This window comes from Flexivirga caeni (assembly GCF_003724155.1).
Taxonomy (GTDB): domain Bacteria; phylum Actinomycetota; class Actinomycetes; order Actinomycetales; family Dermatophilaceae; genus Flexivirga; species Flexivirga caeni.
The window spans coordinates 54,559-73,848 of the sequence record NZ_RJJQ01000001.1 but is presented as its reverse complement, the minus strand read 5'-3'; the positions used below and the strand labels follow the sequence as shown (position 1 = coordinate 73,848).

Annotated in this window: 21 protein-coding genes; 12 read left to right on the top strand and 9 right to left on the bottom strand. The window is 68.5% G+C overall.

Annotated features, from left to right (window positions below; all coding sequences use genetic code 11):
• Positions 1-877 precede the first annotated feature (877 nt).
• Positions 878-1,738: a hypothetical protein gene (locus EFY87_RS00340; protein WP_181445416.1), complete on the top strand. Its 861-nt coding sequence runs from the start codon at positions 878-880 to the stop codon at positions 1,736-1,738.
• 25 nt (positions 1,739-1,763) lie between these two features.
• The gene (locus EFY87_RS00335) at positions 1,764-2,492 is read left to right on the top strand and encodes a class F sortase (protein ID WP_123269331.1); all 729 of its coding nucleotides are present in this window, start codon (positions 1,764-1,766) and stop codon (positions 2,490-2,492) included.
• 217 nt (positions 2,493-2,709) lie between these two features.
• Here EFY87_RS00335 and EFY87_RS00330 read toward each other — a convergent pair whose 3' ends face one another.
• The 3 genes from EFY87_RS00330 to menE form a co-directional block, all read right to left on the bottom strand.
• Positions 2,710-3,114, bottom strand: coding sequence for a recombinase family protein (locus tag EFY87_RS00330; RefSeq protein ID WP_123269330.1), 405 nt, complete (start codon positions 3,112-3,114; stop codon positions 2,710-2,712).
• Positions 3,115-3,278: 164 nt separating this feature from the next.
• On the bottom strand, positions 3,279-4,154 hold the full coding sequence (locus tag EFY87_RS00325) for a 1,4-dihydroxy-2-naphthoate polyprenyltransferase (protein ID WP_123269329.1): 876 nt from the start codon (positions 4,152-4,154) through the stop codon (positions 3,279-3,281).
• Between the two features lie 36 nt (positions 4,155-4,190).
• The gene (menE, locus tag EFY87_RS00320) at positions 4,191-5,348 is read right to left on the bottom strand and encodes an o-succinylbenzoate--CoA ligase (RefSeq protein WP_220093444.1); all 1,158 of its coding nucleotides are present in this window, start codon (positions 5,346-5,348) and stop codon (positions 4,191-4,193) included.
• Between the two features lie 84 nt (positions 5,349-5,432).
• Here menE and EFY87_RS00315 point away from each other — a divergent pair, with 84 nt between their 5' ends.
• Positions 5,433-6,176 carry an SDR family NAD(P)-dependent oxidoreductase gene (locus EFY87_RS00315; RefSeq protein WP_123269328.1) on the top strand — a complete coding sequence of 248 codons (744 nt, stop codon included), beginning with the start codon at positions 5,433-5,435 and terminating at the stop codon, positions 6,174-6,176.
• A 58-nt stretch (positions 6,177-6,234) separates the two neighbouring features.
• Positions 6,235-7,017, top strand: coding sequence for an inositol monophosphatase family protein (locus tag EFY87_RS00310; protein WP_123269327.1), 783 nt, complete (start codon positions 6,235-6,237; stop codon positions 7,015-7,017).
• A 107-nt stretch (positions 7,018-7,124) separates the two neighbouring features.
• Here the strand turns inward: EFY87_RS00310 and EFY87_RS00305 are convergent, their stop codons facing one another.
• Together EFY87_RS00305 and EFY87_RS00300 are read right to left on the bottom strand one after the other, a co-directional pair.
• Positions 7,125-8,360 carry an MFS transporter gene (locus tag EFY87_RS00305; protein ID WP_123269326.1) on the bottom strand — a complete coding sequence of 412 codons (1,236 nt, stop codon included), beginning with the start codon at positions 8,358-8,360 and terminating at the stop codon, positions 7,125-7,127.
• Positions 8,357-8,848 (bottom strand): MarR family winged helix-turn-helix transcriptional regulator, encoded by a 492-nt coding sequence (locus EFY87_RS00300; RefSeq protein ID WP_123269325.1) that lies wholly within the window; start codon positions 8,846-8,848, stop codon positions 8,357-8,359. Before EFY87_RS00300 ends, EFY87_RS00305 begins: the two co-directional genes overlap by 4 nt.
• A gap of 83 nt (positions 8,849-8,931) precedes the next feature.
• Here EFY87_RS00300 and EFY87_RS00295 point away from each other — a divergent pair, with 83 nt between their 5' ends.
• On the top strand, positions 8,932-9,531 hold the full coding sequence (locus EFY87_RS00295; protein ID WP_148043185.1) for a hypothetical protein: 600 nt from the start codon (positions 8,932-8,934) through the stop codon (positions 9,529-9,531).
• Positions 9,532-9,539: 8 nt separating this feature from the next.
• On the opposite strand, the gene EFY87_RS00290 is transcribed toward EFY87_RS00295, so the two are convergent.
• Positions 9,540-10,535, bottom strand: a complete 996-nt coding sequence (locus EFY87_RS00290) for an o-succinylbenzoate synthase (RefSeq protein ID WP_123269323.1) — start codon at positions 10,533-10,535, stop codon at positions 9,540-9,542.
• Positions 10,536-10,566: 31 nt separating this feature from the next.
• Between EFY87_RS00290 and EFY87_RS00285 the strand changes: the two genes are divergently transcribed.
• The 3 genes from EFY87_RS00285 (at position 10,567) to EFY87_RS00275 (ending at position 12,708) form a co-directional block, all read left to right on the top strand.
• A complete protein-coding gene (locus EFY87_RS00285; protein WP_123269780.1) occupies positions 10,567-11,505 on the top strand; it encodes a 1,4-dihydroxy-2-naphthoyl-CoA synthase in 939 nt (312 codons plus the stop codon).
• A gap of 5 nt (positions 11,506-11,510) precedes the next feature.
• The gene (locus EFY87_RS00280) at positions 11,511-11,867 is read left to right on the top strand and encodes a DUF3024 domain-containing protein (protein WP_123269322.1); all 357 of its coding nucleotides are present in this window, start codon (positions 11,511-11,513) and stop codon (positions 11,865-11,867) included.
• 94 nt (positions 11,868-11,961) lie between these two features.
• Positions 11,962-12,708 (top strand): hypothetical protein, encoded by a 747-nt coding sequence (locus EFY87_RS00275; RefSeq protein WP_123269321.1) that lies wholly within the window; start codon positions 11,962-11,964, stop codon positions 12,706-12,708.
• A gap of 30 nt (positions 12,709-12,738) precedes the next feature.
• Here EFY87_RS00275 and EFY87_RS00270 read toward each other — a convergent pair whose 3' ends face one another.
• From EFY87_RS00270 to EFY87_RS00260, 3 genes are all read right to left on the bottom strand, one after another.
• The gene (locus EFY87_RS00270) at positions 12,739-13,677 is read right to left on the bottom strand and encodes a diacylglycerol kinase catalytic domain-containing protein (protein ID WP_245988255.1); all 939 of its coding nucleotides are present in this window, start codon (positions 13,675-13,677) and stop codon (positions 12,739-12,741) included.
• On the bottom strand, positions 13,674-14,672 hold the full coding sequence (locus tag EFY87_RS00265; protein WP_123269320.1) for an SPFH domain-containing protein: 999 nt from the start codon (positions 14,670-14,672) through the stop codon (positions 13,674-13,676). Before EFY87_RS00265 ends, EFY87_RS00270 begins: the two co-directional genes overlap by 4 nt.
• A 216-nt stretch (positions 14,673-14,888) precedes the next feature.
• Complete coding sequence (locus EFY87_RS00260) at positions 14,889-15,356, bottom strand: MarR family winged helix-turn-helix transcriptional regulator (protein WP_123269319.1); 468 nt, start codon at positions 15,354-15,356, stop codon at positions 14,889-14,891.
• Positions 15,357-15,442: 86 nt separating this feature from the next.
• Between EFY87_RS00260 and EFY87_RS00255 the strand changes: the two genes are divergently transcribed.
• The 4 genes from EFY87_RS00255 (at position 15,443) to EFY87_RS00240 (ending at position 19,290) form a co-directional block, all read left to right on the top strand.
• Entirely contained in the window at positions 15,443-17,329 is a 1,887-nt protein-coding gene (locus EFY87_RS00255; RefSeq protein WP_123269318.1) for an ABC transporter ATP-binding protein, read from the top strand.
• A gap of 112 nt (positions 17,330-17,441) precedes the next feature.
• Positions 17,442-18,143 (top strand): hypothetical protein, encoded by a 702-nt coding sequence (locus EFY87_RS00250; protein ID WP_123269317.1) that lies wholly within the window; start codon positions 17,442-17,444, stop codon positions 18,141-18,143.
• Positions 18,144-18,152: 9 nt separating this feature from the next.
• Positions 18,153-18,770 (top strand): HAD family hydrolase, encoded by a 618-nt coding sequence (locus tag EFY87_RS00245; protein ID WP_123269316.1) that lies wholly within the window; start codon positions 18,153-18,155, stop codon positions 18,768-18,770.
• 136 nt (positions 18,771-18,906) lie between these two features.
• Positions 18,907-19,290, top strand: a complete 384-nt coding sequence (locus EFY87_RS00240; protein WP_123269315.1) for a cold-shock protein — start codon at positions 18,907-18,909, stop codon at positions 19,288-19,290.

Below are 19,290 nucleotides of genomic sequence, written 5' to 3'. Positions count from 1 at the left end.
TCGCTGCCGCGACGGACCCCCCCGGAGAGGGACCGAAGGGCAGTTCCCTCGGACCTCTCGCCGAGGCCTTCGGACCGACGACACCCGAACCGTTGAACCCCGAGGACATCGGACCGTTCCCCACGGACCGATACGTCGCCGCGCCCGACCCCAGCCCGGATCAGACCTCTATTAGTCGCTCGTTTTCGACCTGCTCGGACCCGGGCGTAGCGCGCGCTGTTGTTGTCTGGCGGGTGGGGCGGCGCGGTTCGCGAGTCGAGCGCGCCTGTCGGTTTCGATCCGCTCGGTCGATCGGGCGAGCGGGATTTCTATGCGACGGTGATGCGATTTCGTCTCGCTACTTGACTGCACTGACCACCTTCGTCGAGCGGGCAAGTCATCGGGGATGGGGACGCGGTCGCGCACGGTTGGCGAACTGGTCACGCTTGTCGGTCATGGGTGACTTCCTGACATGGACCAGACATCCGGGCATCAGTGTGAGCCAGTGATTCGAAGCGAGCCGCGCCATGGATGGTCCAGCGACTGAGTCCAGATCCGGGGCCCGTGCCGTAGTCCGGGCCCTGTGAACGGTCTTGAGTTGGCGGCCTGTTGGGGTGCCTCGACGAGAAGAAGACGTGTCCCATCCATTTCTCCGATGGTGCCGAACTACTGGTGTTCGTCGGCTCGACGGAGTTCCTTCGGGCTGGTCCGCGACGGCGATGTCACGGAACAGGCGTGGAAGCACACGGGGCGGTCCGATCTCGACGAGCCGTCGGCTGTTGCCGGGTGAAGTCCCGAGCAGTACGACGGCGCACAGGACGTGTTGCGCGTTCCTGGTGCGTGATGTAACCGGTGGAGCGTTCGCCCTGTCGGCGTCCGATGGAGAAGGAAGCAAATCATGCAGACGAAGAAGAAGTTGGTTCTGGTGGCCGTTCCGGCCGCTGCCTGTGTCGCGGCGCTGGGTGCAGGCGCCCCTGCCGCGCACGCTGCGGATAGCTGGAGCTACCAGGCGACCCTGGCCGCGGTGTCGCCGAACACTCCGTCTGGCGCAGCTTCGGGGCATCTGATGCTCACCATCAACGGTGACCAGGCCACCGTCAGCGAGACGGTGTCCGGATTGGCGTCCAAGCTGCCGACCGACAAGGCAACGCTGGCTTCCCTGGGTATCCCGGCAGCGTTCGCCGGAGCACCGTTCCCGCACGTGCAGCACATCCACATCAACGGCAACGACATGTGCCCGACGGCCTCGGCTGACACCAACCATGACGGTGTGATCAGCACCGTGGAGGGCCAACCTGCGTACGGCAAGATCGGCACCACGTTGTCGACCAAGGGCACGACCGGCGCGTCGGCGGCGGCCACCGTGACCGTCGCACCCGGCGGTGGCAGCTTCACCTATAAGCGCACCTTCACGATGAACCAGGCCACGCTGTCGGCGATCAAGAACAACAAGGCAGTGGTCGTGGTGCACGGCTTGAACCCGGCAAACGCACCGAAGGCGGCCTTGACGTCGCCCAACTCGCTGGGTGTCACTCTGCCCGGTGCGAGTAAGAAGCTGGCGATGATCGGCACGGCACCGGCGTTGTGCGGCCGCTTGGTGTCTTCTCAGATGAACACCATGCCGTCCGGTGGGGTCCAGACCGGTGGCGGCGGCACCTCCGGCATCCAGGACCAGGGGCTGTTCTACGGTGCCGGTGGCCTGTTGCTGGGCGCGGGCGCAGTGCTTGTGGTTCGACGCCGGTTCGGCAAGCAGCACTGATCGTCAGAAATCGGCTCGGTATCACGTGAACAATTCCACGCCTGCCCACCACGGTCGCCGCTGGGCGACCGTGGTGTCGGGCATGCTCACGATCGCAGCAATCGTGCTGGTGGTCATCGGGTTGCGTGGCCAGGTGCACGCCGCGACTCCACCGGTCTCGGCCGCGCATCCTTCTGCAGAAGGCAACCTGCCTGCGCCGTCGTCGTCCAACTCGGCGCCCAGCCGACAGACGACGTCGCGGGCAACGACACCCGCAACCCCACCGACCGTCGGTCCGGTGCTGCGTCGCTCCGTCCCCAAAACCCTCAGCATTCCCGCGATTGGGATCAACGATGCCCGCCTTGCCGCGTTCGGTACCGACTCCCAGGGGGCGATCGCTGTCCCGCCAGCCACACCCGGCGTGCCACCAGGCTGGTACACCGGATCACCGACCCCCGGACAGCTCGGCCCCTCGGTGCTCGTCGGGCACACCGACGAGCAGAAGGACGCACAATCGGTGTTCTTCCGGCTCGGTCAACTGCGCCCGGGCGACCTGGTCCGGGTCACGCTGGCCGACCGCATCGTCGCCACCTTCAGGGTCGACAGCCTCGAGGAATACCCCAAGGCCAGCTTTCCGACCGCCCACGTCTACGGCAACATCAATCACGCCGGGCTGCGGCTGATCTCCTGCATCGGCAAATTCGATCGCGCCACCGGCCACTACCTGGACAACATCGTCGTCTACGCCCACCTGATCAGCAGCCACCCCAGCTGAACCGTCGCAGCGATCACACTCGACTCAGCAGGGCTAACCTGGGGCTAACCTCGATCTTTCATGGGGCTGCTGGGTGGCGTCGTTTCGGACCTGATTGCCGGTTCTGGGATCGATTTTGCCTGGTGGGTGTGACAGTCCGCCGCGATGTCGTTCGCGGTAGGCGCGGGTTCCACGGTGCCGGTTGTGGTGCGGGTTGTTGGGACGGGTGGGCTGGTGGTCAGCCGGGCGCTGTGGGTGTCGCGGTACTCAGGCGTTGCCAGGCGGTGAGCACGAGGTCGGCGTCGGCGGCGGTTTCTTTGATGTGTACCAGGATTCGGCGGCTGTGCCGGGCGATGACGGCGGGGTGAATCAGTCTTCGGTACAGACGATCACTGCTCCAGGCGAGGATTCCGTCAGCTTCACCCGAACGAACACACTCGATGGCAGCCTCGAATCCATCACGCTTCTTGCCGCTCGACGCAGACCGATCCCGATCCATCTCCTTGCCGACGACGGTCAGTTTGTTCCGCTTCGCGTATCGCTCGCAGTCCTCGATCTGCTGGTCGATCGACAGGCTTCTGCCGTCCCGATCTTCGCTGACTCGGGCGTAGATGACGGCTCGGGGCCTTCTCTTGGTAGCCATGTCTCCTTAAGGATATCAATCTGAGAAACGCTGCCGCGGTTTTCCTCCCCTTTCCCGCTGCCCTGCACCCCCGAATCGCCCACTGTCGTCGGAAGATTGCGGTCCCACCACCGCAGCCTGCAGCAACCGGCGACAGTGGGCAGTTCTGTCTCGGGTCTTCGCGATCAGCGGCTGAGAAACAGTCCGACGCCGAAGAGCACGCCATACGCAAGGATCGTCATGCCCGTGGCGGCCAGCGGCGGGATCAGGTCACGGCCGGTCGCACCGCCGGTCACTGTGCGCACCGACTTCACCGACGGCACCAGGCCGAGCAAGGCGAGCAGCGCCCACGGGTGCTGAGTGGCGGCGACGACGACCGCGAGCAGCGCAATGGCGAACATGCTGGCGAACAGCTTCCGGGTCGCCGCGTCGCCGATCCGCACCGCCAGGGTGCGCTTGCCCGACACGGTGTCGCCCGGTATGTCGCGCAGGTTGTTGACCACCAGGATCGCGCAGGCGATAGCACCGATGCCGACTGCGGCGGAGACGGCGGTGACGTCGACCGACCCGGCCTGACTGTAGGTGGTGCCGAGCGTCGCGACCAGGCCGAAGAAGACGAAGACGAAGATTTCGCCGAGTCCCAAGTAGCCGTAAGGGTGTTCGCCCCCGGTGTACTTCCAGGCGGCGACGATTGCGAGCGCACCCGCGATCAGCATCCACCAGTGGCCGCACAGCGCGACCAGCGCGAGGCCGCATACCGCAGCGGCGCCGAAACAGGTGAACGCGGCGAACTTCACGCTCGACGGTGCGGCGAGACCCTGCCCGACCAGGCGCACCGGGCCGACGCGCACCTCGTCCGTGCCGCGGATGCCGTCGGAATAGTCGTTGGCGAAGTTGACCCCGACCTGCAGCAGCAGCGAGACGAGCAGCGCGAGCAGTGCGTACGCGGGGTTGCCGTCACCGATGGCGTATGCCGCGCCGGTGCCGGCTACGACCGGGGCGACGGCGACGGGCAGGGTGCGCGGGCGGGATCCGGCGGTCCATTCGGAGAGGGTTGCCATGGGGTGTTTCGGGGTGCTTTCGGACGAGGGTGGCCGTCAGTCGGCCGGGGACGGAGCAGCCAAAGTCTGCCATCCGGGGTATGCCGCGAGCGCGGCCCGGTCCGGCTTCCCGGAGCCGCGGACGGGGATCTCGTCGAGCAGCAGCAGCCGCCGGGGGAGGGCGTATGCCGGGAGCCGGTCGCGCAACATGGCGCGAATCTCGTGCAGTTGTAAGTCGTTCCGCGCGCGCACCGCGAGACCGACGGCCTGGCCCCACTCCATGTCGGGCAGGCCTAGCGCCACTGCTTCGAGAATGTCCGGATGGTCCGTCGCGGCAGCTTCCACGATGCGCGGCGCGACTTTCACCCCGCCGGTGTTGATCAGGTCGTCGACGCGGCCGAGCACGTGCAGCCGGTCGTCGCGCCATACGCCCACGTCGTCGGTGTGGAACGTGCGCGTGCCGTCCGTCCGGTGGCCAAAGGTGGCCGCGGTCAGCTCGGGGCGTCCGAGGTAGCCGGAGGCAATGGTGCTGCCGCACAACGTGATCCGGCCGTCGTCGGCGATCTCGACCGTGGTGCCGGAGAGGGGCACGCCGCTGTAGACGCACCCGCCCGCCGTTTCGCTCGAGCCGTAGGTGGTCAGGACTGTCGCGCCGAGGTCCGCAGCTTCGGCGAGCAGCCCCGGATCGGCCGCGGCGCCGCCGAGCAGGATGCCGTCGAAGTGCGTGACAGCCGCGCGTGCCTCGGTGCCGGCGTCCAGCAGCCGGCGCAGCTGCGTCGGCACGAGCGCGGTGTAGCGACGCCGGTGCGTGAGCTCGGCGGTCGCGTCGGTGAACTCCCGGATCCCGAAGCTTTCCAAGGTGATTGGCGTCGTTCCGGCTCGCAGCGACCGGATCAGCACCTGCGTGCCGCCGATGAACTGTGCGGGCATCGGCAGCAGCCACTGGCCGGGACCGCCGAGTCGTTCGTGGGTCGCGTCGGCGCTCGCGATCAGGGCGGCGCGGGTGAGCATGGCGCGTTTCGGAGTGCCGGTGGAGCCGGACGTGCTCACGACGAGTGCAAGGTCGTCGGGCAGTGCGGCATTGGCGGGCAGTTCAGGGGCGGCGCTCTCGGCATACGGGGCAATGGCCGGGCCGCCGTCAAGCGCTACGGCCAAGGCGTCCCGGTATGCCGACAGCGCCTCGGCATACACACGAAAGGGCTGCAACTCGGGCACCCGCCCAGGGTAGGCGGGGCGGAACCGGCTCTATCGTGAGGGCACGGCGTATGCCGCCACGACACCCGACGCAAGGAGACATCGATGAGCCGACCGATCGCAGTGGTGACCGGGGCGAGCAGCGGCATCGGCCGGGCGACGGCCCGTGCCCTGGCCGACTCCGGTTTCGAGGTCGTGTGCGCGGCGCGCCGGACTGAGCGGATCGAGGCGCTCGCTGCCGAGATCGGCGGGCGCGCGGTCACCTGCGACGTGACCCGGCCGGAGGACGTCGCGGCGCTCGCGGCGGCCGCCGGTGGAGAAGTCGCGGTGCTGGTCGCGAACGCGGGTGGTGCGATCGGGTCGGAGCCTGTCGCGGCCGCCGACCTGGCCGAGTGGCGCATGATGTACGACACCAATGTGCTCGGGGTCGCCGCGTCGATCCAGGCGCTGCTGCCCGCGCTGGTCGCCGGGCACGGGGTGATCGTGACCGTCGGCTCGGTGGCGGGCATGGTCGCCTACGAGGGCGGCGCCGGCTATTGCGGCGTGAAAGCCGCCGTCCACTCGCTGATGATGGCGCTGCGGCTGGAGCTGTGGGATCAGCCGGTGCGCGTGTGCGAGATCGACCCAGGGATGGTGGCGTCCGACGAGTTCGCGCTGGTGCGGTTCCACGGCGACGAGGCCAAGGCCGCCGCGGTGTATGCCGGGGTCCGTGAGCCGCTGACCCAGGAGGACGTCGCAGCGTGCATCGCGTTCGCCGCCACGTGTCCCGATCACGTCAACATCGACCAGCTCGTCGTCCGCCCTCGCGCTCAAGCCGCCGCGCACAAGGTCTTCCGCGAAGACGGGTGACGGCCGCCCGCGCACCCCGGTGGTCCGGTGTTTTCCGCCGACCCGGCATAGTTGAGGCGTGCAGACTGACGAGGTCCTGGCCCTGCTGCAAGAAGTCTCCGCGGAGGTGATCGAGCCCCGTTTCCGGTCGCTCGCCGACGGCGAGGTGATGGAGAAGAATCCCGGCGACCTGGTGACCGTGGCCGACCGTGAGGCGGAGGTGGAGATCACCCGCCGGCTGGCGGCGGCATACCCGGACGCGTTGCTGATCGGCGAGGAAGCGGTGTCGGCACACCCGGCGATGCTCGACGGGCTGGTTGACGCCGATCACTGGTTCACCATTGATCCGGTCGACGGCACCCGCAACTTCGTGCATGGCGTGTCCGACTATGCGGTGATGGTCTCCGAGTTGCGCGGCCGCGAGGTCGTGCGCGGCTGGATCTGGCAGCCGGAGCACCAGCTGGCGTATGTCGCCGAGCGTGGCGCCGGCGCCTGGTGCGGTGATCGCCGGCTTGCCGTGACGCCCCGTGACGCGGCGGCACCCCGCGGGCGGACCTCGCGGCGGGACCTGGTCGGGCAGTCGCTGGGTGCGTTGCCCACTCTTGAGCTGACGTGGGTCAGTTGCGGCATCGACTACCCGAAGCTTGCCGAAAACGCTTGTGATTACATCGTGTACAACGGTTCGATGCCGTGGGATCACGCGCCGGGTTCGCTGATCGTCGCCGAGGCGGGCGGCGTGACGTCGTATGACGATGGCACGCTATACGACCCGAGGAGCACCCGGCGGCCGTTGTTCCCGGCCGGCAGCCCCGGCGTCTCGGAAGTGGTCGTTGCGGCCTACGCAGCGGGGTCGCAGCACTGAAGGTTCAGTCGGCCGAGAAACGCGAGACTGACGGTCTGCGGGACGAGTGACGGCGGCAAGACACCGTCAGTCGTCCTGGGGGCCGTCAATGTTCTGCGAGATGCTGGTCATGACCGCGGGTGATGGCTCGTCAGGGGAGTGCAGCGCATAGGTGCGACTGACTTGTTGCTGGCGATGATCCCGGCCACCACAGCGATGCAGGCGAGACCGCCGAGGGACATGGCAGGGCCTGCGCCGATGACGTCGCCGACAGCGCCGGCACGGAAGTTGCCGAGGTTGGGTCCGCCGCTGCCGACCACTTGCTCCAGCGCGCTCAGCCGGCCGCGCAGCCGATCCGGGGTCGCGGACTGCACGAGTGTCGTCCGGCTGGTGACCGCCCAGGTGTCGGCGGCTCCGGCAATCGCGAGCATTGCCAAGGTGATTGCCAAGATGTGGGACATCCCGGCCACGGCGAGCGCGGCACCCCAGGTGAGCGAGCAGCAGACCATCACGACACCGGGGCGGTGCCGGCGGGTGATGATGCCGCTCAGCGCCGAGGAGGCGACGCCGCCGACCGCGACGGCTGTGGTGAACCACGCGAGGGTCTGCGCGTTGCCGTGGAACCGGTCGTGGCTGAGCGCTGGGAAGAGCGCGAAGGGCATGGCGAGCACGGTTGCTGCCAGGTCGCACAGCAGTGCTGCGCGGACCACGGATGTCCTTGCTGCAAAGCGGAATCCACCGATCGCGGCCCGCAGGCCCCGATCGGTGGTCGCATCTTCCGGCGGCCGGTGCAGGCCGCGTAGCCCGGCCAGGGATGCCACGAAGCTCGCCGCGTCGATCACGAAGCACATTGGTAGACCGCACAGCGTTGCGGTGAGTGCAGCCAGCCCGGGGCCGATCAGCATCGAGACTTGGAAGGACAGCGCGGTGAGCCCGTATGCCGCGGCCAGTTCGTGCTTCCCGACGACCGTCGGCGTCAGTGCCCGCCGGGCGGGTCCTCCGATCGCGCCGAGGGCGGCGGCCACCGCGGTGAGAACGATGAGGGCCGCCACCCAGCGCTCCAGCGCAGCCCCGGCCATCAGCAGGCCGGTCCAGAGTTGGCCGACCGTCGCGCGGCGGGCCAGCGCAGCGCGGTCCACCGCGTCGATGAACATCGAGCCGGCCAAAGCTATTGCGATCAAAGGGATCCCGGATGCCAGCCCCAGCATCCCGACCATGAGGGACGATCCGGTGAGATGCCACACGGCATACATGGCGGCGAAGCCGTTGAACTGACTGCCGATGGACGAGACGGCGCCACCGAGCCACAGGTTGCGGAACTCGCGACTGGTGCGCAGGGGAGTGACGTCGGTGAGGACCCTCACGACTCCGACCGCAGATTCTCCGCGAGCGCCTCTTCCAGGCGCTCGCGGAAGGACTTCTTCTCCAACGCAGCGTTGATCGCCTCGACTGCGCGCATGATCGGGTGCGCGATTTCGCCGTCGAGCGCCCGGGTGACCGCCTCCGTCGAGCGCCACTCGGCCCGGAGCAGGGGGATGAGCTCATTCGCCTCATCGGTGGGTATGACGACCCGCGACCGCGCATCCTCGCCGGGCTCCGTCCGCACCAGGCCGGCTTTCGTCATGGACGCGACCGTCTGGCTCATCGCCGAGTGCGAGACCTCCTGGGCGATCGCGAGGTCCTTGACGGTGAGCGGCCCACGGCGCGAGAGCGTGATCAGCGGGCCGACGAACCGGCTGCGGATCGTCATGCCGCGGGAGGTGTAGAGCCGCTCGACCTCCTGATCCATGGCGCGCAACAGCTGGGCAAGCGGGCGGTAGTAGCTGCTGTCGAGCAGGTCGGGTTCGAGCATTCGGTAAATATAACAGTGCTTATATATAAGTGCCAATACAAGACTGAGGGTGAGCGGTCTACCTTCGTGACGGGAGTTCGGTAATGAGACGCAAGGGGCGGATGAAGCCGACGCCAGGTGCCGAGATCCTGACCTCCGGGACGCACGTCCTCGGTGAGTTCAACGAGGCGATGCTGGACCGAGTGCTGTATGGCGATCTCAGGGACTCCTGGCGGTCGATTGCCGCCGAGGAAAGCACTCCGCCACAGCTGAGGCTCTTCCTGCGACTGCACCAGCCACCATTGCCGATCATCACCAGCGGGTTCGAGGTGCGCCACCGACAGATGTGGCTGTTCGCCCGTGGCCGGGCCCGGGTCGACGAGCCGACCACGAGGCGCGGTCTGCGGCAGCTGCGGATCGAGCCGGTCCATGACGTGCTGGAACGGATGGTCGCCGAGTCCACCAGGGCCGACTCGGCGTGGATCATCGCGCGGTTCCCCTGGAGGTGGACAGCAGACGAGTCGGGCCTGTCCGGCGAACCCATTCCGCGCGACGAACGTCCCACGATCCACTTCACGTTCGAGGGTACGTCGTGGCGGATGAGTTGCACCGTGGGGACAGTGCCTGATCTCACGTCGCCGGTTGCGATCACCGAGGCATTCATCGAGCGCTGGTGGGAGTGGGCACTCGGCGAAGGTGCCTGATCGACAGTTCAGCCCCGGGCGAGGTGCGAGAAGCACGTGGTGACGCGGTCGCGCCACCACTGCTGTCGCTCCCTCGGTGCGCGATGCCGCTCCAGGAGTGCCGGCTGGGGTGTGGGTCGGCTGACGTTGATCGAACCCGCCTGTGGCACCAGGGAATCGGAGACCACGTCGCCGGCCATCAACTCCAGCGTGCCGAGCCCGCAGGCAAAGGGAAGTTCAGGCAGTGCGGCAGCCAATGCGACGCCGGCTGCGATGCCGACCGACGAGTCGATGGCGCTGGAAACCACTGTGGGCAAACCGGATTCGGTCGCGATGCGCCGAGCCGACGAGACGCCGCCGAGCGGGGCGACCTTCACGACCGCGACGTCCGCGGCGCCGAGCCGGGCCACGCGCAGTGGGTCCTCAGCCTTGCGGATCGACTCATCCGCCGCGATCCGCACGCCGATGCCGTTTCGTGCCAACCGTTTCCGCAGCTCGACGAGTTCATCGACGGTCGCGCAGGGTTGCTCGACATACTCCAGGACGTATGGCGCCAGCGCCTCGATCGCCGACAGCGCATCGTCGACCGACCATCCGCCGTTGGCGTCCACGCGGACGAACGCGCCGGAGCCCATCGTGTCGCGTACCGCTGCAACGCGCGCCACGTCGTCAGGAAGCGACTGACCGCGCTCGGCGACCTTGACCTTGGCGGTCCGGCAGCCGTCATACCGGGCGAGCACGGCCGCGACCTCCGACGCGGCGACGGCGGGCACCGTCGCGTTCACCGGCACGGCCGAGCGGACAGCGACCGGCCACGAACCCCAGGCTGCGTCGATCGCGGCGGCGAGCCAGCGGGACGCCTCGGGGGCGTCATACTCCAGGAAGGGTGAGAACTCGCCCCAGCCGGACGGACCTGCAAATACGGCGATTTCGCGATGCAGCACACCGCGGAAACGCACGCGCATCGGGATGCTGACGACGTGCATGGTGTCGAGCAGTTCGTCCAGCGTCGGGGAAGGCGTCACGGCATACGACGGTAGTCATAAGCTCGTGCGGGTGAGCGAGCAGCGTCCGATCAGCGAAATCTTCGATCCGAGTGCGTGGGAACCGGTCGAGGGCTTCGACTTCACCGACATCACCTACCACCGCTGTGTGCGGCTCGGGCCGGAGCAGGGCACGGTGCGCATTGCGTTCGACCGGCCGGAAGTGCGAAATGCGTTCCGGCCACACACGGTTGACGAGCTCTACCGGGCGCTGGATCACGCCCGGATGACCCCGGACGTGGGCGTCGTGCTGCTCACCGGCAACGGCCCGAGCGCTAAGGACGGCGGCTGGGCGTTTTGCTCGGGCGGCGACCAGCGCATCCGCGGGCGGTCCGGCTACCAGTACGCCGAGGGCGAGACCGCGGACACCGTCGACCAGGCGCGGGTGAAGGCGCAGGGCGGGCGGCTGCACATCCTGGAGGTGCAGCGGCTGATCCGCACGATGCCGAAGGTCGTCATCGCAGTGGTGAACGGCTGGGCTGCCGGCGGCGGCCACAGCCTGCATGTCGTGTGCGACCTGACGATCGCGTCGCGGGAGCATGCGCGGTTCAAGCAGACCGACGCCGATGTGGGTTCGTTCGATGCGGGATACGGCTCGGCATACCTGGCGAAAATGGTGGGGCAGAAGAACGCTCGCGAGATCTTCTTCCTCGGCCGGACGTATGACGCCGAGGCGATGCAGCGGATGGGCGCGGTGAACATCGTGGCCGATCACGCCGAGCTCGAGGTCGAGGCGCTGCAGGCTGCGGCCGAGATCAACGGCAAGAGCCCGACCGCGCAGCGGATGCTGAAGTTCGCGTTCAACCTGACCGACGACGGGCTGATGGGGCAGCAGGTCTTCGCCGGCGAGGCGACCCGGCTGGCGTACATGACCGACGAGGCCGTCGAGGGCCGTGACTCCTTCCTGGAGAAGCGCGATCCCGACTGGTCGCCGTTTCCCTGGTACTTCTGAGCCGTATGGTGTGGCGGCGCAAGATCCCGGAGACCGACGTTGCGCGGCTGCAGCGTTGGTGCGACTCGAAGGTGCCCCCAGGCGCCCGGCACGAGGTGCGGATCGAGTACCACATCCGTGGCGCCTTCGTCACGCTCTGCGAATCGCGGCCGCATTGGAGCGGCGACGGCGGCTGGACGCACCGGAAGTTCTTCCAATTGCGCTACTACGAGGACGAGCGGCAGTGGGGGCTCTACTACTACAAGCCATACACCGACCGGTGGGGGCGCTATGCACGGGGTGGCGTCCACTCCGGGTCGATGGTGCAGATGCTCGAGGAGGTCGACTTCAACTCAGGGCGCATCTTCTCCGACCGTTTCTAGATCCGCGGAAGGGCGCACTACGCTGTTCACGCGACTCGGCCGCGCCCTGCGGCCCTTGGTGATGGCTCCCGGTGCGCCGCAAAGCGCCGATCGTATGACGCACTCCGCTGCTGAAACGTCCGAAACCTCCACGCTCTCAATACATTTCGAAGTCGGCGACAATCCCGACTGGCCGGAGATGGCGCTCCGCGTCGATGGGAAGAATCCGTTCGAGACGGTTGCCGAAGGCTGGCGGGGTTTCGATCCGGCCGACATCCTCGGTGGTGAGCGACCGTTGCTGCCCGTCCACATCGGCCGGCGCGTGGCCGTCTACCGCTGTTCCTGCGGAGTGCCGGGATGCGGCGTCATTGCGCCCTGGATCGAGCGTTCTCCGGACGGCCGCCGCATCTCGTGGATGGACTTCCGCAACTACACCGGTGTGTTCGATGGTCCGGTGCGCGACGACGTGGACCGGTTCGACGGCCGGGCATGGGGTCTGCCCGCCATACATTTCGAAGCAGCGCAGTACGAGGCCGAGGTGTGTCGCGCGGCGGCCGACCGGTCCTGGGAGACGCCTCGGCGGCTCACGGCGCGGCTGGTCGAGACACGGCTGCGAGCCGCCGGGTTCAGCGTGGCGCCGGAGTTCCGGCTGCAGTGGGTGTCACCGGCGTGGCGGGCCGACGGCGTGGAACTGTCGTTCGGAAAAGTCGGCGACACGCCCAGGTCTGGCCCGGCATACGTCGGACTACGCATTCCGTGCGACAACCCGGACCCGGACGAAGCGGCCAGGGAGATCGTTGCTCTGTTGTCCGCGACGCCTCCCGAGGATCGAATCCGGGCCTTCGGAGAGCCCTGGAACTGACCGAAACCGGCTAGCTGCGTGGGGTTTTCGTCATACGACCAGGCGCAGGGCACGGTCGGCGGGTCCGACGCGCACCGTCTGACCCCAGGTGAGCGTGAGTGCGTCGGTCTCGATGCCGTCGCCGAAGGCAACGAGGCGGTCCGAGGCGACAGTGAGCGCGAGTTCACCGCCGATGAGCTCGCCCTCGGTGAGGCCGACGCCCGTGGCCGGGGACGGCCACGCTTCGCGGACGAACCACACCAGCCGTGGTTCGTATGGCGAGGGCAGTGCCAGCCGGCTGCGACGCTCGAGAGCGATGGAGCGGCACCACCCGGTCGCGCCCGTCCCGGTCGACACGATCACGCCCGACGACGCCTGCGACTCCGGCCGCGCGTTCGGCGCGAAGAGGTCGTAGCGCGCAGTCTGGTGACTCGGGTGCCCGACGAAGATCTCGTTGAGCGCCAGCAGTTGCTGCCCGTCATCGAGCGCGGCACGCACCATCGTGCGTTCGACGGCCTGGCCGTGCATCCGCAACAACTCGGGCAGGTCGCGAGCCGAATGTGTCACCAGCACACCGGCATTGCGGCCCGGCTCGGGGTCAACACCGATGACCGGCTGACCGTCGAGATACTTCGCGACGTTCGCGACCAGGCCGTCCTGCCCGACGACCACGACGACGTCTTCGAGCGCGAAGAGAAACCGCGCGACGTCCGCGCGCTCGACCGTGCCGCGCCGCCAGTCCACCGGGATCGCCGCGGTCGCCGCGTCGAGGGCGGCCTGGGTCAGCAGGTGCCGTTCCTCGAGTTCGTTCAGGTCACGCCCGCGGCTGCGCAGGAAGAACGCCGCCTGGCCGCGAGTGCCGTGGGTCGCGAGCAGTTCGTCATACTCTGTGCGTCGGTGGACGACGACAACCCTTGGGGTGCTCCCTCGGGGTCCCCGCGAAGTATCGGAGCGAGGTACGAGCGGAGAACTTCGTGGGGTGTTTATCATTTCGCGGCTCCGAGGTGAGCGAGCGCCTTGGTCAGCAGGTCGGGGCTGAGCACGAGCGTGTCGATCTGCGGCAGGTTCGCAGCCAGCTCCTTCACCGACAGCGCGAATAGCACCGTCTCGGGGACGTCCCGGTATGCCGCGACGCGCGCCGCCTCGGCCGCCCCCTGGGCGGCACCGGCGAGCCGGGTGCCCTCGGCGCTCGCCTCGCTCAGGGTGACCGTGCGCTTGGCCTCCGCTTCGGCGGCGATCGCACCGGCCACGGCGTTCTCCTCTGCTTCGCGGCGGGCGTTGGCGCCACGCTGGCCGACCAGCTGTTCCTCGCGGCGGGCGAGCTCGATCTTCGTCTGCAACTCGTTCTCGCCGATCGCCCGCTCGCGTTCGACGGCGACCGCGCGCCGCTCGAAGGTCGCCCTGTCGGCCTCCTGCTGCACGTGCTCGCGGGTCGGCGTACGCAGCGCCTTCTCGACCTCGGGTTCAGGCCGCAGCGCGACCACGCGCACCCCGACGACCGCGATGCCGGTCTCGGCCAGGCGGGTGTCTGCGCGTAGGCCGTCGGCAATCACGGCCCGCACCGGTCCGACTCCGGCGGCCATCGCCGTCGGCAGGTCGACGGTCGCGAGCCGGTCGATCGCGTACTGCTGGGCCGACTCGACGAGCAGCCCCGCGACCTGCTCCAGCGGGGTGCCACGCCACCGGCCGGTCTCCGGGTCGATCGAGAAGTCAATGCGGCCCGCGGTGGTCGCCGGGTCGGTGACGCGGTAGGTGATGGTCGCTTGCACCGTCACGTCCTGGAAGTCGCTGGTGCGCGCGTGGAACAGCAGCGGCAGTTCCCGGTCATCGATCGGCACCTCGTTGAGTACGGCGGAGAGCGGCCGGAACCAGAACGAGGCGCCGGCTCCCGCGTGGACGGTAGTGCCCTTCCGGATGTGTTCGACGTGCGTCGTGCCCGATCCGCGCAGGTGGCGAACGAAGGGATAGCGGGCGATGTCAGCCATGACGTCCTCCTCTGTCTGTTGTTAGAGTCGATATGACTATAAGACGGCTGGGGTATATATGTCAATCTGACATTAATATCGGAGTATGGCGGGGACGCCCGCCAGTTACCCGTCCCGGAGGCGCGACCGTCGAGCTTTGGGGACGAGGTTTGCCGCCGAAGCTCGCGCGCAATCGGCGACCGTTGCTGGTTGCGCCCGCCGCGCACGCCGCTCGCGTCAGCGCGGCGATCGGGGCGACGTGTGCGGTGCGAGTGCGGATTGCAGCAGGTCGGCGAGATCCGCTCGCTGCTCGGCGCTCAGGTGTCCGAAGAAGGCGTCACCCTGCCGAGCCCGGGCGCGCTCGATCCGGCGGCGCAACTCCCGGCCGGCATCGGTCAGTGTGATGGTCACGGCGCGCCGGTCGGTCGGGTCCGGCGTGCGTTCGACAAGACCGCGCTGCTGCAGGTCGTCCATTACCTCGGTCGCGGAGCGTGGCGCGATGTCGAGGCGCGCCGCGATGTCCCGCAGGCGCGGCGGCCGATCCCCGCAGCGGCTGACCACTCCGAGCGCCCGCGACTGGCTGGGGGTCAGGCCGAACGGCTCGAGTTCGCTCTGGCTCGCCCGCCGCAGCATGCGCGCAACGCGCATGACCGACTGGGCGAGCGTTGGTTCGTCCTCAATGTCGGGCTGCGGACGTGGCGGCATACGGGAATTGTAGGGCGGCTGTTGAGGTTACAACACTGTGAGGTAACCTCATCAATGCCGATCAACCGAAAGGCAGGTGCTGCCCTATGACGGGCACCCCGACAATTTCCGGATCTTCGGGCCTGCAACCGCGCGGCCTCGGCGAACGAGGCGGCCGGCCGCCCGGCACCCGCGCCAGTCGCAAGAAGGACCCCGCCGACGTCGAGCAACTCGCCGAACATCCCGTCTCCCTGCGCCGGATCGCCGGCCTCTTCCGGCAGCATCGCTTCCCCCTCGCGGTGGTCACCGGCATCATCGTCGCCAGCTCCCTGATCGGGCTGGTGACGCCGTTCCTCATCCGCCGCTTGATCGACAGCGCCATCCCGCAGCACAACGTCTCGCTGCTGCTCGAACTCGTCGGGGCGATGCTGATCGTCACCGTGGTCACCCAGGCGCTGGGGGTCGTGCAAACCTTCCTGTCCACCCGCATCGGCCAGCAGGTCATGCACGGGCTGCGCACCGACCTGTTCACCCACCTGCAACGCATGTCGCTGGGCTTCTTCACCCGCACCCGTGGCGGCGAGGTGCAGTCCCGCCTGACTAACGACGTCAACGCCATGCAGACGGTCGTCACCGACTCGGCGACCTCCGTGGCCACCAACATCACCACTGCCGTCGGCACGGCGATCGCCATGGTCGTGCTCTCCTGGCGCCTGTCCCTGCTCAGCCTGCTGATCCTGCCTCCGGCGATCTGGCTGACCCGCCGCGTCGCGCGGCTGCGCCGCACCATCCAGGCCCGCGCGCAGCGGGCGCTCGCCGACATGCAGACCCAGATCGAGGAGTCGCTCTCGATCAGCGGCGTCATGCTCGCCAAGACCGTCGGATCTGGCCCGGCCCTCTCGGCACGGTTCCGCGAAACCTCCTCGGAACTCACCGAATTGGAGCTCCAATCGCAGATGGCCGGTCGATGGCGGATGGGCACGATGGCGATCGTCTTCGCCGCCATACCGGCGCTGATCTATCTGGCCGCCGGTCTGCCCGCCACGGGCGGAGGTATGTCGATCGGCACGCTCGTCGCGTTCACCACCCTGCAGGCAGCGCTCTTCCGCCCGGTGCTCGGCGTGCTCAACGTCGGCGCCGAGGTTGTGACGTCGATGGCCCTGTTCAGCCGGGTCTTCGAGTTCCTCGACCTGCCCGTCACCATCGACGACCCCGAGCACCCGGTGCCGATCGACGTCGCCACCGCCCGCGGCGAGGTCACGCTGACCGGCGTTCGTTACCGGTATGACGGTGCCGATCGCAACGCCCTGGACGGCATTGACCTGAGGCTGCCGGCCGGCGCCCAGGTCGCGCTCGTCGGAGCGACCGGCTCCGGCAAATCGACGCTCGCCGGTCTCGTCTCCCGGCTGCACGACCCGGCCAGCGGATCCGTCGCGATCGACGGCGTCGACTTGCGGGAGATGACCTTGCAGGACGTCGCATCGCTCGTCGGGGTGGTCTCCCAGGAGACCTACCTGCTGCACACCACGATCCGCGAGAACCTGCGCTACGCCCGCCCGGATGCTACCGACGCGCAGATCGAGGCGGCCACCCGCTCGGCGCAGGTGCACGACCTCATCGAGGCACTGCCCGACGGGTACGACACGCTGGTCGGCGCTCGCGGCTACCGCTTCTCCGGCGGGGAGAAACAGCGAATCGCCTTGGCCCGCACCATTCTTCACGACCCTCGCGTGCTGGTCCTCGACGAGGCCACCAGTGCGCTGGACAATGCCACCGAGCGCGCGGTGCAACTCGCACTCGACGAGGTGAGCCGCGGTCGCACCACCCTCACCATCGCCCACCGGCTGTCCACCGTGCGCGACGCGGACCTGATCGTCGTGCTCGACCACGGCCGGATCATCGAGCGCGGCACACACGAGTCGCTGCTCGCCGCGGGTGGCGCCTACGCCCGGCTCTGGGATTCCCAGCGCCGAGTGGGTATGCCGGTCGGCTGAGGAGCCGTACGCCGGATCGGAGCGCCGACGGGACCGTTGAGGCGCGCGTCACCGCTCGGGTGGGGGATGATGGCACTGCGCCCGGTGACCGTCACCCGGCCGGAAGGAAACCATGAGCCTGCCCCGACGACGCGGACTCGCGCTGACGATCGTCGGTGCGGTCCTGATGCTGATCCTGGCGCCGGCCGCCGCAGGCATCGGCATCTGGCAGGGCGTGTCTCACGGCATGAGCGCTGTCAACGATCAGCCGTGGCATGCCGCGAGCAGCAGCGTGCACGTCGACACGACGGACAGCCAGACGATCCTGGTCGATGGCACGTATGACGATTCCCAGGCCCTGCCGGCCTGCCGGATCACCGGACCCGACGGTCAGCAGGTCGCGGTCAGCCAGGGCGACGGACGCCTCACTATCGACTGGGGCAGCACGGCGCTGACCCGCGTCGGCACCTTCCAGCCCACTACCGCCGGCGACTACACGATCGACTGCTCAGGGTTGCGGACCAAGGTGCTGGACTCGGACATCGCCGGCGACATCGCCCACCGGGTGCTGGTGCCGATCGGCATCGGCGTCGGCGGCGGCGCTCTCGTGTTCCTCGTGGGAGTCGTGCTGCTGATCATCGGCATCGTCAAGCTGGTCAATTCCGGCAAGGAACGCAACCGGGCTCGCCTGGCCGCTGCCGGATATCCGGGGGCGCCGGGCACCTACCCCGGCCCGTATGGCGCGGGCCCCCCGCCACACAGCGGCCCGGCCCCAGGCGGCCAGCCGCCATACGGCCCGACCCCGGGCGATCCGAAGGACCCCTACGGACGATAAGAAGTGTCCATGAAGGACGCAGGACTCGTCGTCGGTTTCGACCTGGACATGACACTGGTCGACTCGCGCCACAGCATCGCGGGCAGCATGCGAAAGGTGTTGCAGGAGCGTGGTGTTGCCGCGACCGACGAACAGCTCTGGCCGCTCATCGGCGCGCCGCTGCTGGACAATCTGGGGCACTTCCTACCGGCCGGCCAGGTGGTGGCCGCAGCAGCCGACTACCGGGCGCACTACCTGCAGCACGCGATCGAGCTGACGGTGCCGCTGCCGGGTGCGGCCGCGCTGGTCGCCGCCATCCACGAGACTGGCGGGACGGTCCTGGTCGTGAGCGCGAAGAACCCGCCCGCCGTGCGCGCAACGCTGGAACACGTGGGGATCGTGCCGGACGTCGTGGTCGGCGATCTCTTCGGGCACGACAAGTCGGCTCCGCTGCGTGAGCACGGGGCTACGGCATACGTCGGCGACCACGCGGGGGACATGCATGCGGCGCGGGCGGCGGAAGCCGTCGCGGTCGGTGTGACCACCGGCCCCGCGGACGCCGTCACGCTGCGGGCCGCCGGTGCCGACCTCATCGTCGGTGAGCTGACCGAGTTGGTGCCGCGACTGGGCGAACTGCGCACGCGGTGACAACCCCGGCCGGACGGCGGAACGATTCGATGGATGCCTGCGCGAGGCGTTAATCTTGCGCAGGCATCGACACGGCGGTTCGTCCGGGTCGCTCCCACTCAGTTCAGCCCTCCGCAACGATCAAGTAGGTGTCACGGTGCCTTCCGGCAAGGTCAAGTTCTTCGACTCCGACAAGGGTTTCGGTTTCGTCTCCGGCGACGACGGCCAGGACGTCTTCCTGCCTTCGAGTGCGCTCCCGGCGGGTGTGACCTCGGTCAAGAGCGGCACTCGCATTGACTACTCCGTCGCCGAGGGTCGGCGCGGCGCCCAGGCGCTCAGCGTCACCATCCGCGATGCGTCCCCCTCCCTCGCGGCCCGCCACCGCAAGCCGGCCGACGACATGGCGGTCATCGTCGAGGACGTCATCAAGCTGCTGGACGATCTCGGCAACGGTCTGCGGCGCGGACGCTACCCCGACAAGCGGCACGCGGAGAAGGTCGCCACCGTGTTGCGCGCTGTCGCCGACGATCTCGAGGTCTGA

Coding starts and splice junctions, on each gene's coding strand:
- EFY87_RS00265 (WP_123269320.1), bottom strand. CDS start 14,672: ATGGCTGACATCGCCCGCTATCCCTTCGTTCGCCACCTGCGCGGATCG.
- EFY87_RS00295 (WP_148043185.1), top strand. CDS start 8,932: ATGAGACGCAAGGGGCGGATGAAGCCGACGCCAGGTGCCGAGATCCTG.
- EFY87_RS00325 (WP_123269329.1), bottom strand. CDS start 4,154: ATGGCAACCCTCTCCGAATGGACCGCCGGATCCCGCCCGCGCACCCTG.
- EFY87_RS00300 (WP_123269325.1), bottom strand. CDS start 8,848: ATGCTCGAACCCGACCTGCTCGACAGCAGCTACTACCGCCCGCTTGCC.
- EFY87_RS00245 (WP_123269316.1), top strand. CDS start 18,153: ATGAAGGACGCAGGACTCGTCGTCGGTTTCGACCTGGACATGACACTG.
- EFY87_RS00255 (WP_123269318.1), top strand. CDS start 15,443: ATGACGGGCACCCCGACAATTTCCGGATCTTCGGGCCTGCAACCGCGC.
- EFY87_RS00330 (WP_123269330.1), bottom strand. CDS start 3,114: ATGGCTACCAAGAGAAGGCCCCGAGCCGTCATCTACGCCCGAGTCAGC.
- EFY87_RS00315 (WP_123269328.1), top strand. CDS start 5,433: ATGAGCCGACCGATCGCAGTGGTGACCGGGGCGAGCAGCGGCATCGGC.
- EFY87_RS00340 (WP_181445416.1), top strand. CDS start 878: ATGCAGACGAAGAAGAAGTTGGTTCTGGTGGCCGTTCCGGCCGCTGCC.
- EFY87_RS00250 (WP_123269317.1), top strand. CDS start 17,442: ATGAGCCTGCCCCGACGACGCGGACTCGCGCTGACGATCGTCGGTGCG.
- EFY87_RS00275 (WP_123269321.1), top strand. CDS start 11,962: ATGACGCACTCCGCTGCTGAAACGTCCGAAACCTCCACGCTCTCAATA.
- EFY87_RS00280 (WP_123269322.1), top strand. CDS start 11,511: ATGGTGTGGCGGCGCAAGATCCCGGAGACCGACGTTGCGCGGCTGCAG.
- EFY87_RS00260 (WP_123269319.1), bottom strand. CDS start 15,356: ATGCCGCCACGTCCGCAGCCCGACATTGAGGACGAACCAACGCTCGCC.
- EFY87_RS00270 (WP_245988255.1), bottom strand. CDS start 13,677: ATGATAAACACCCCACGAAGTTCTCCGCTCGTACCTCGCTCCGATACT.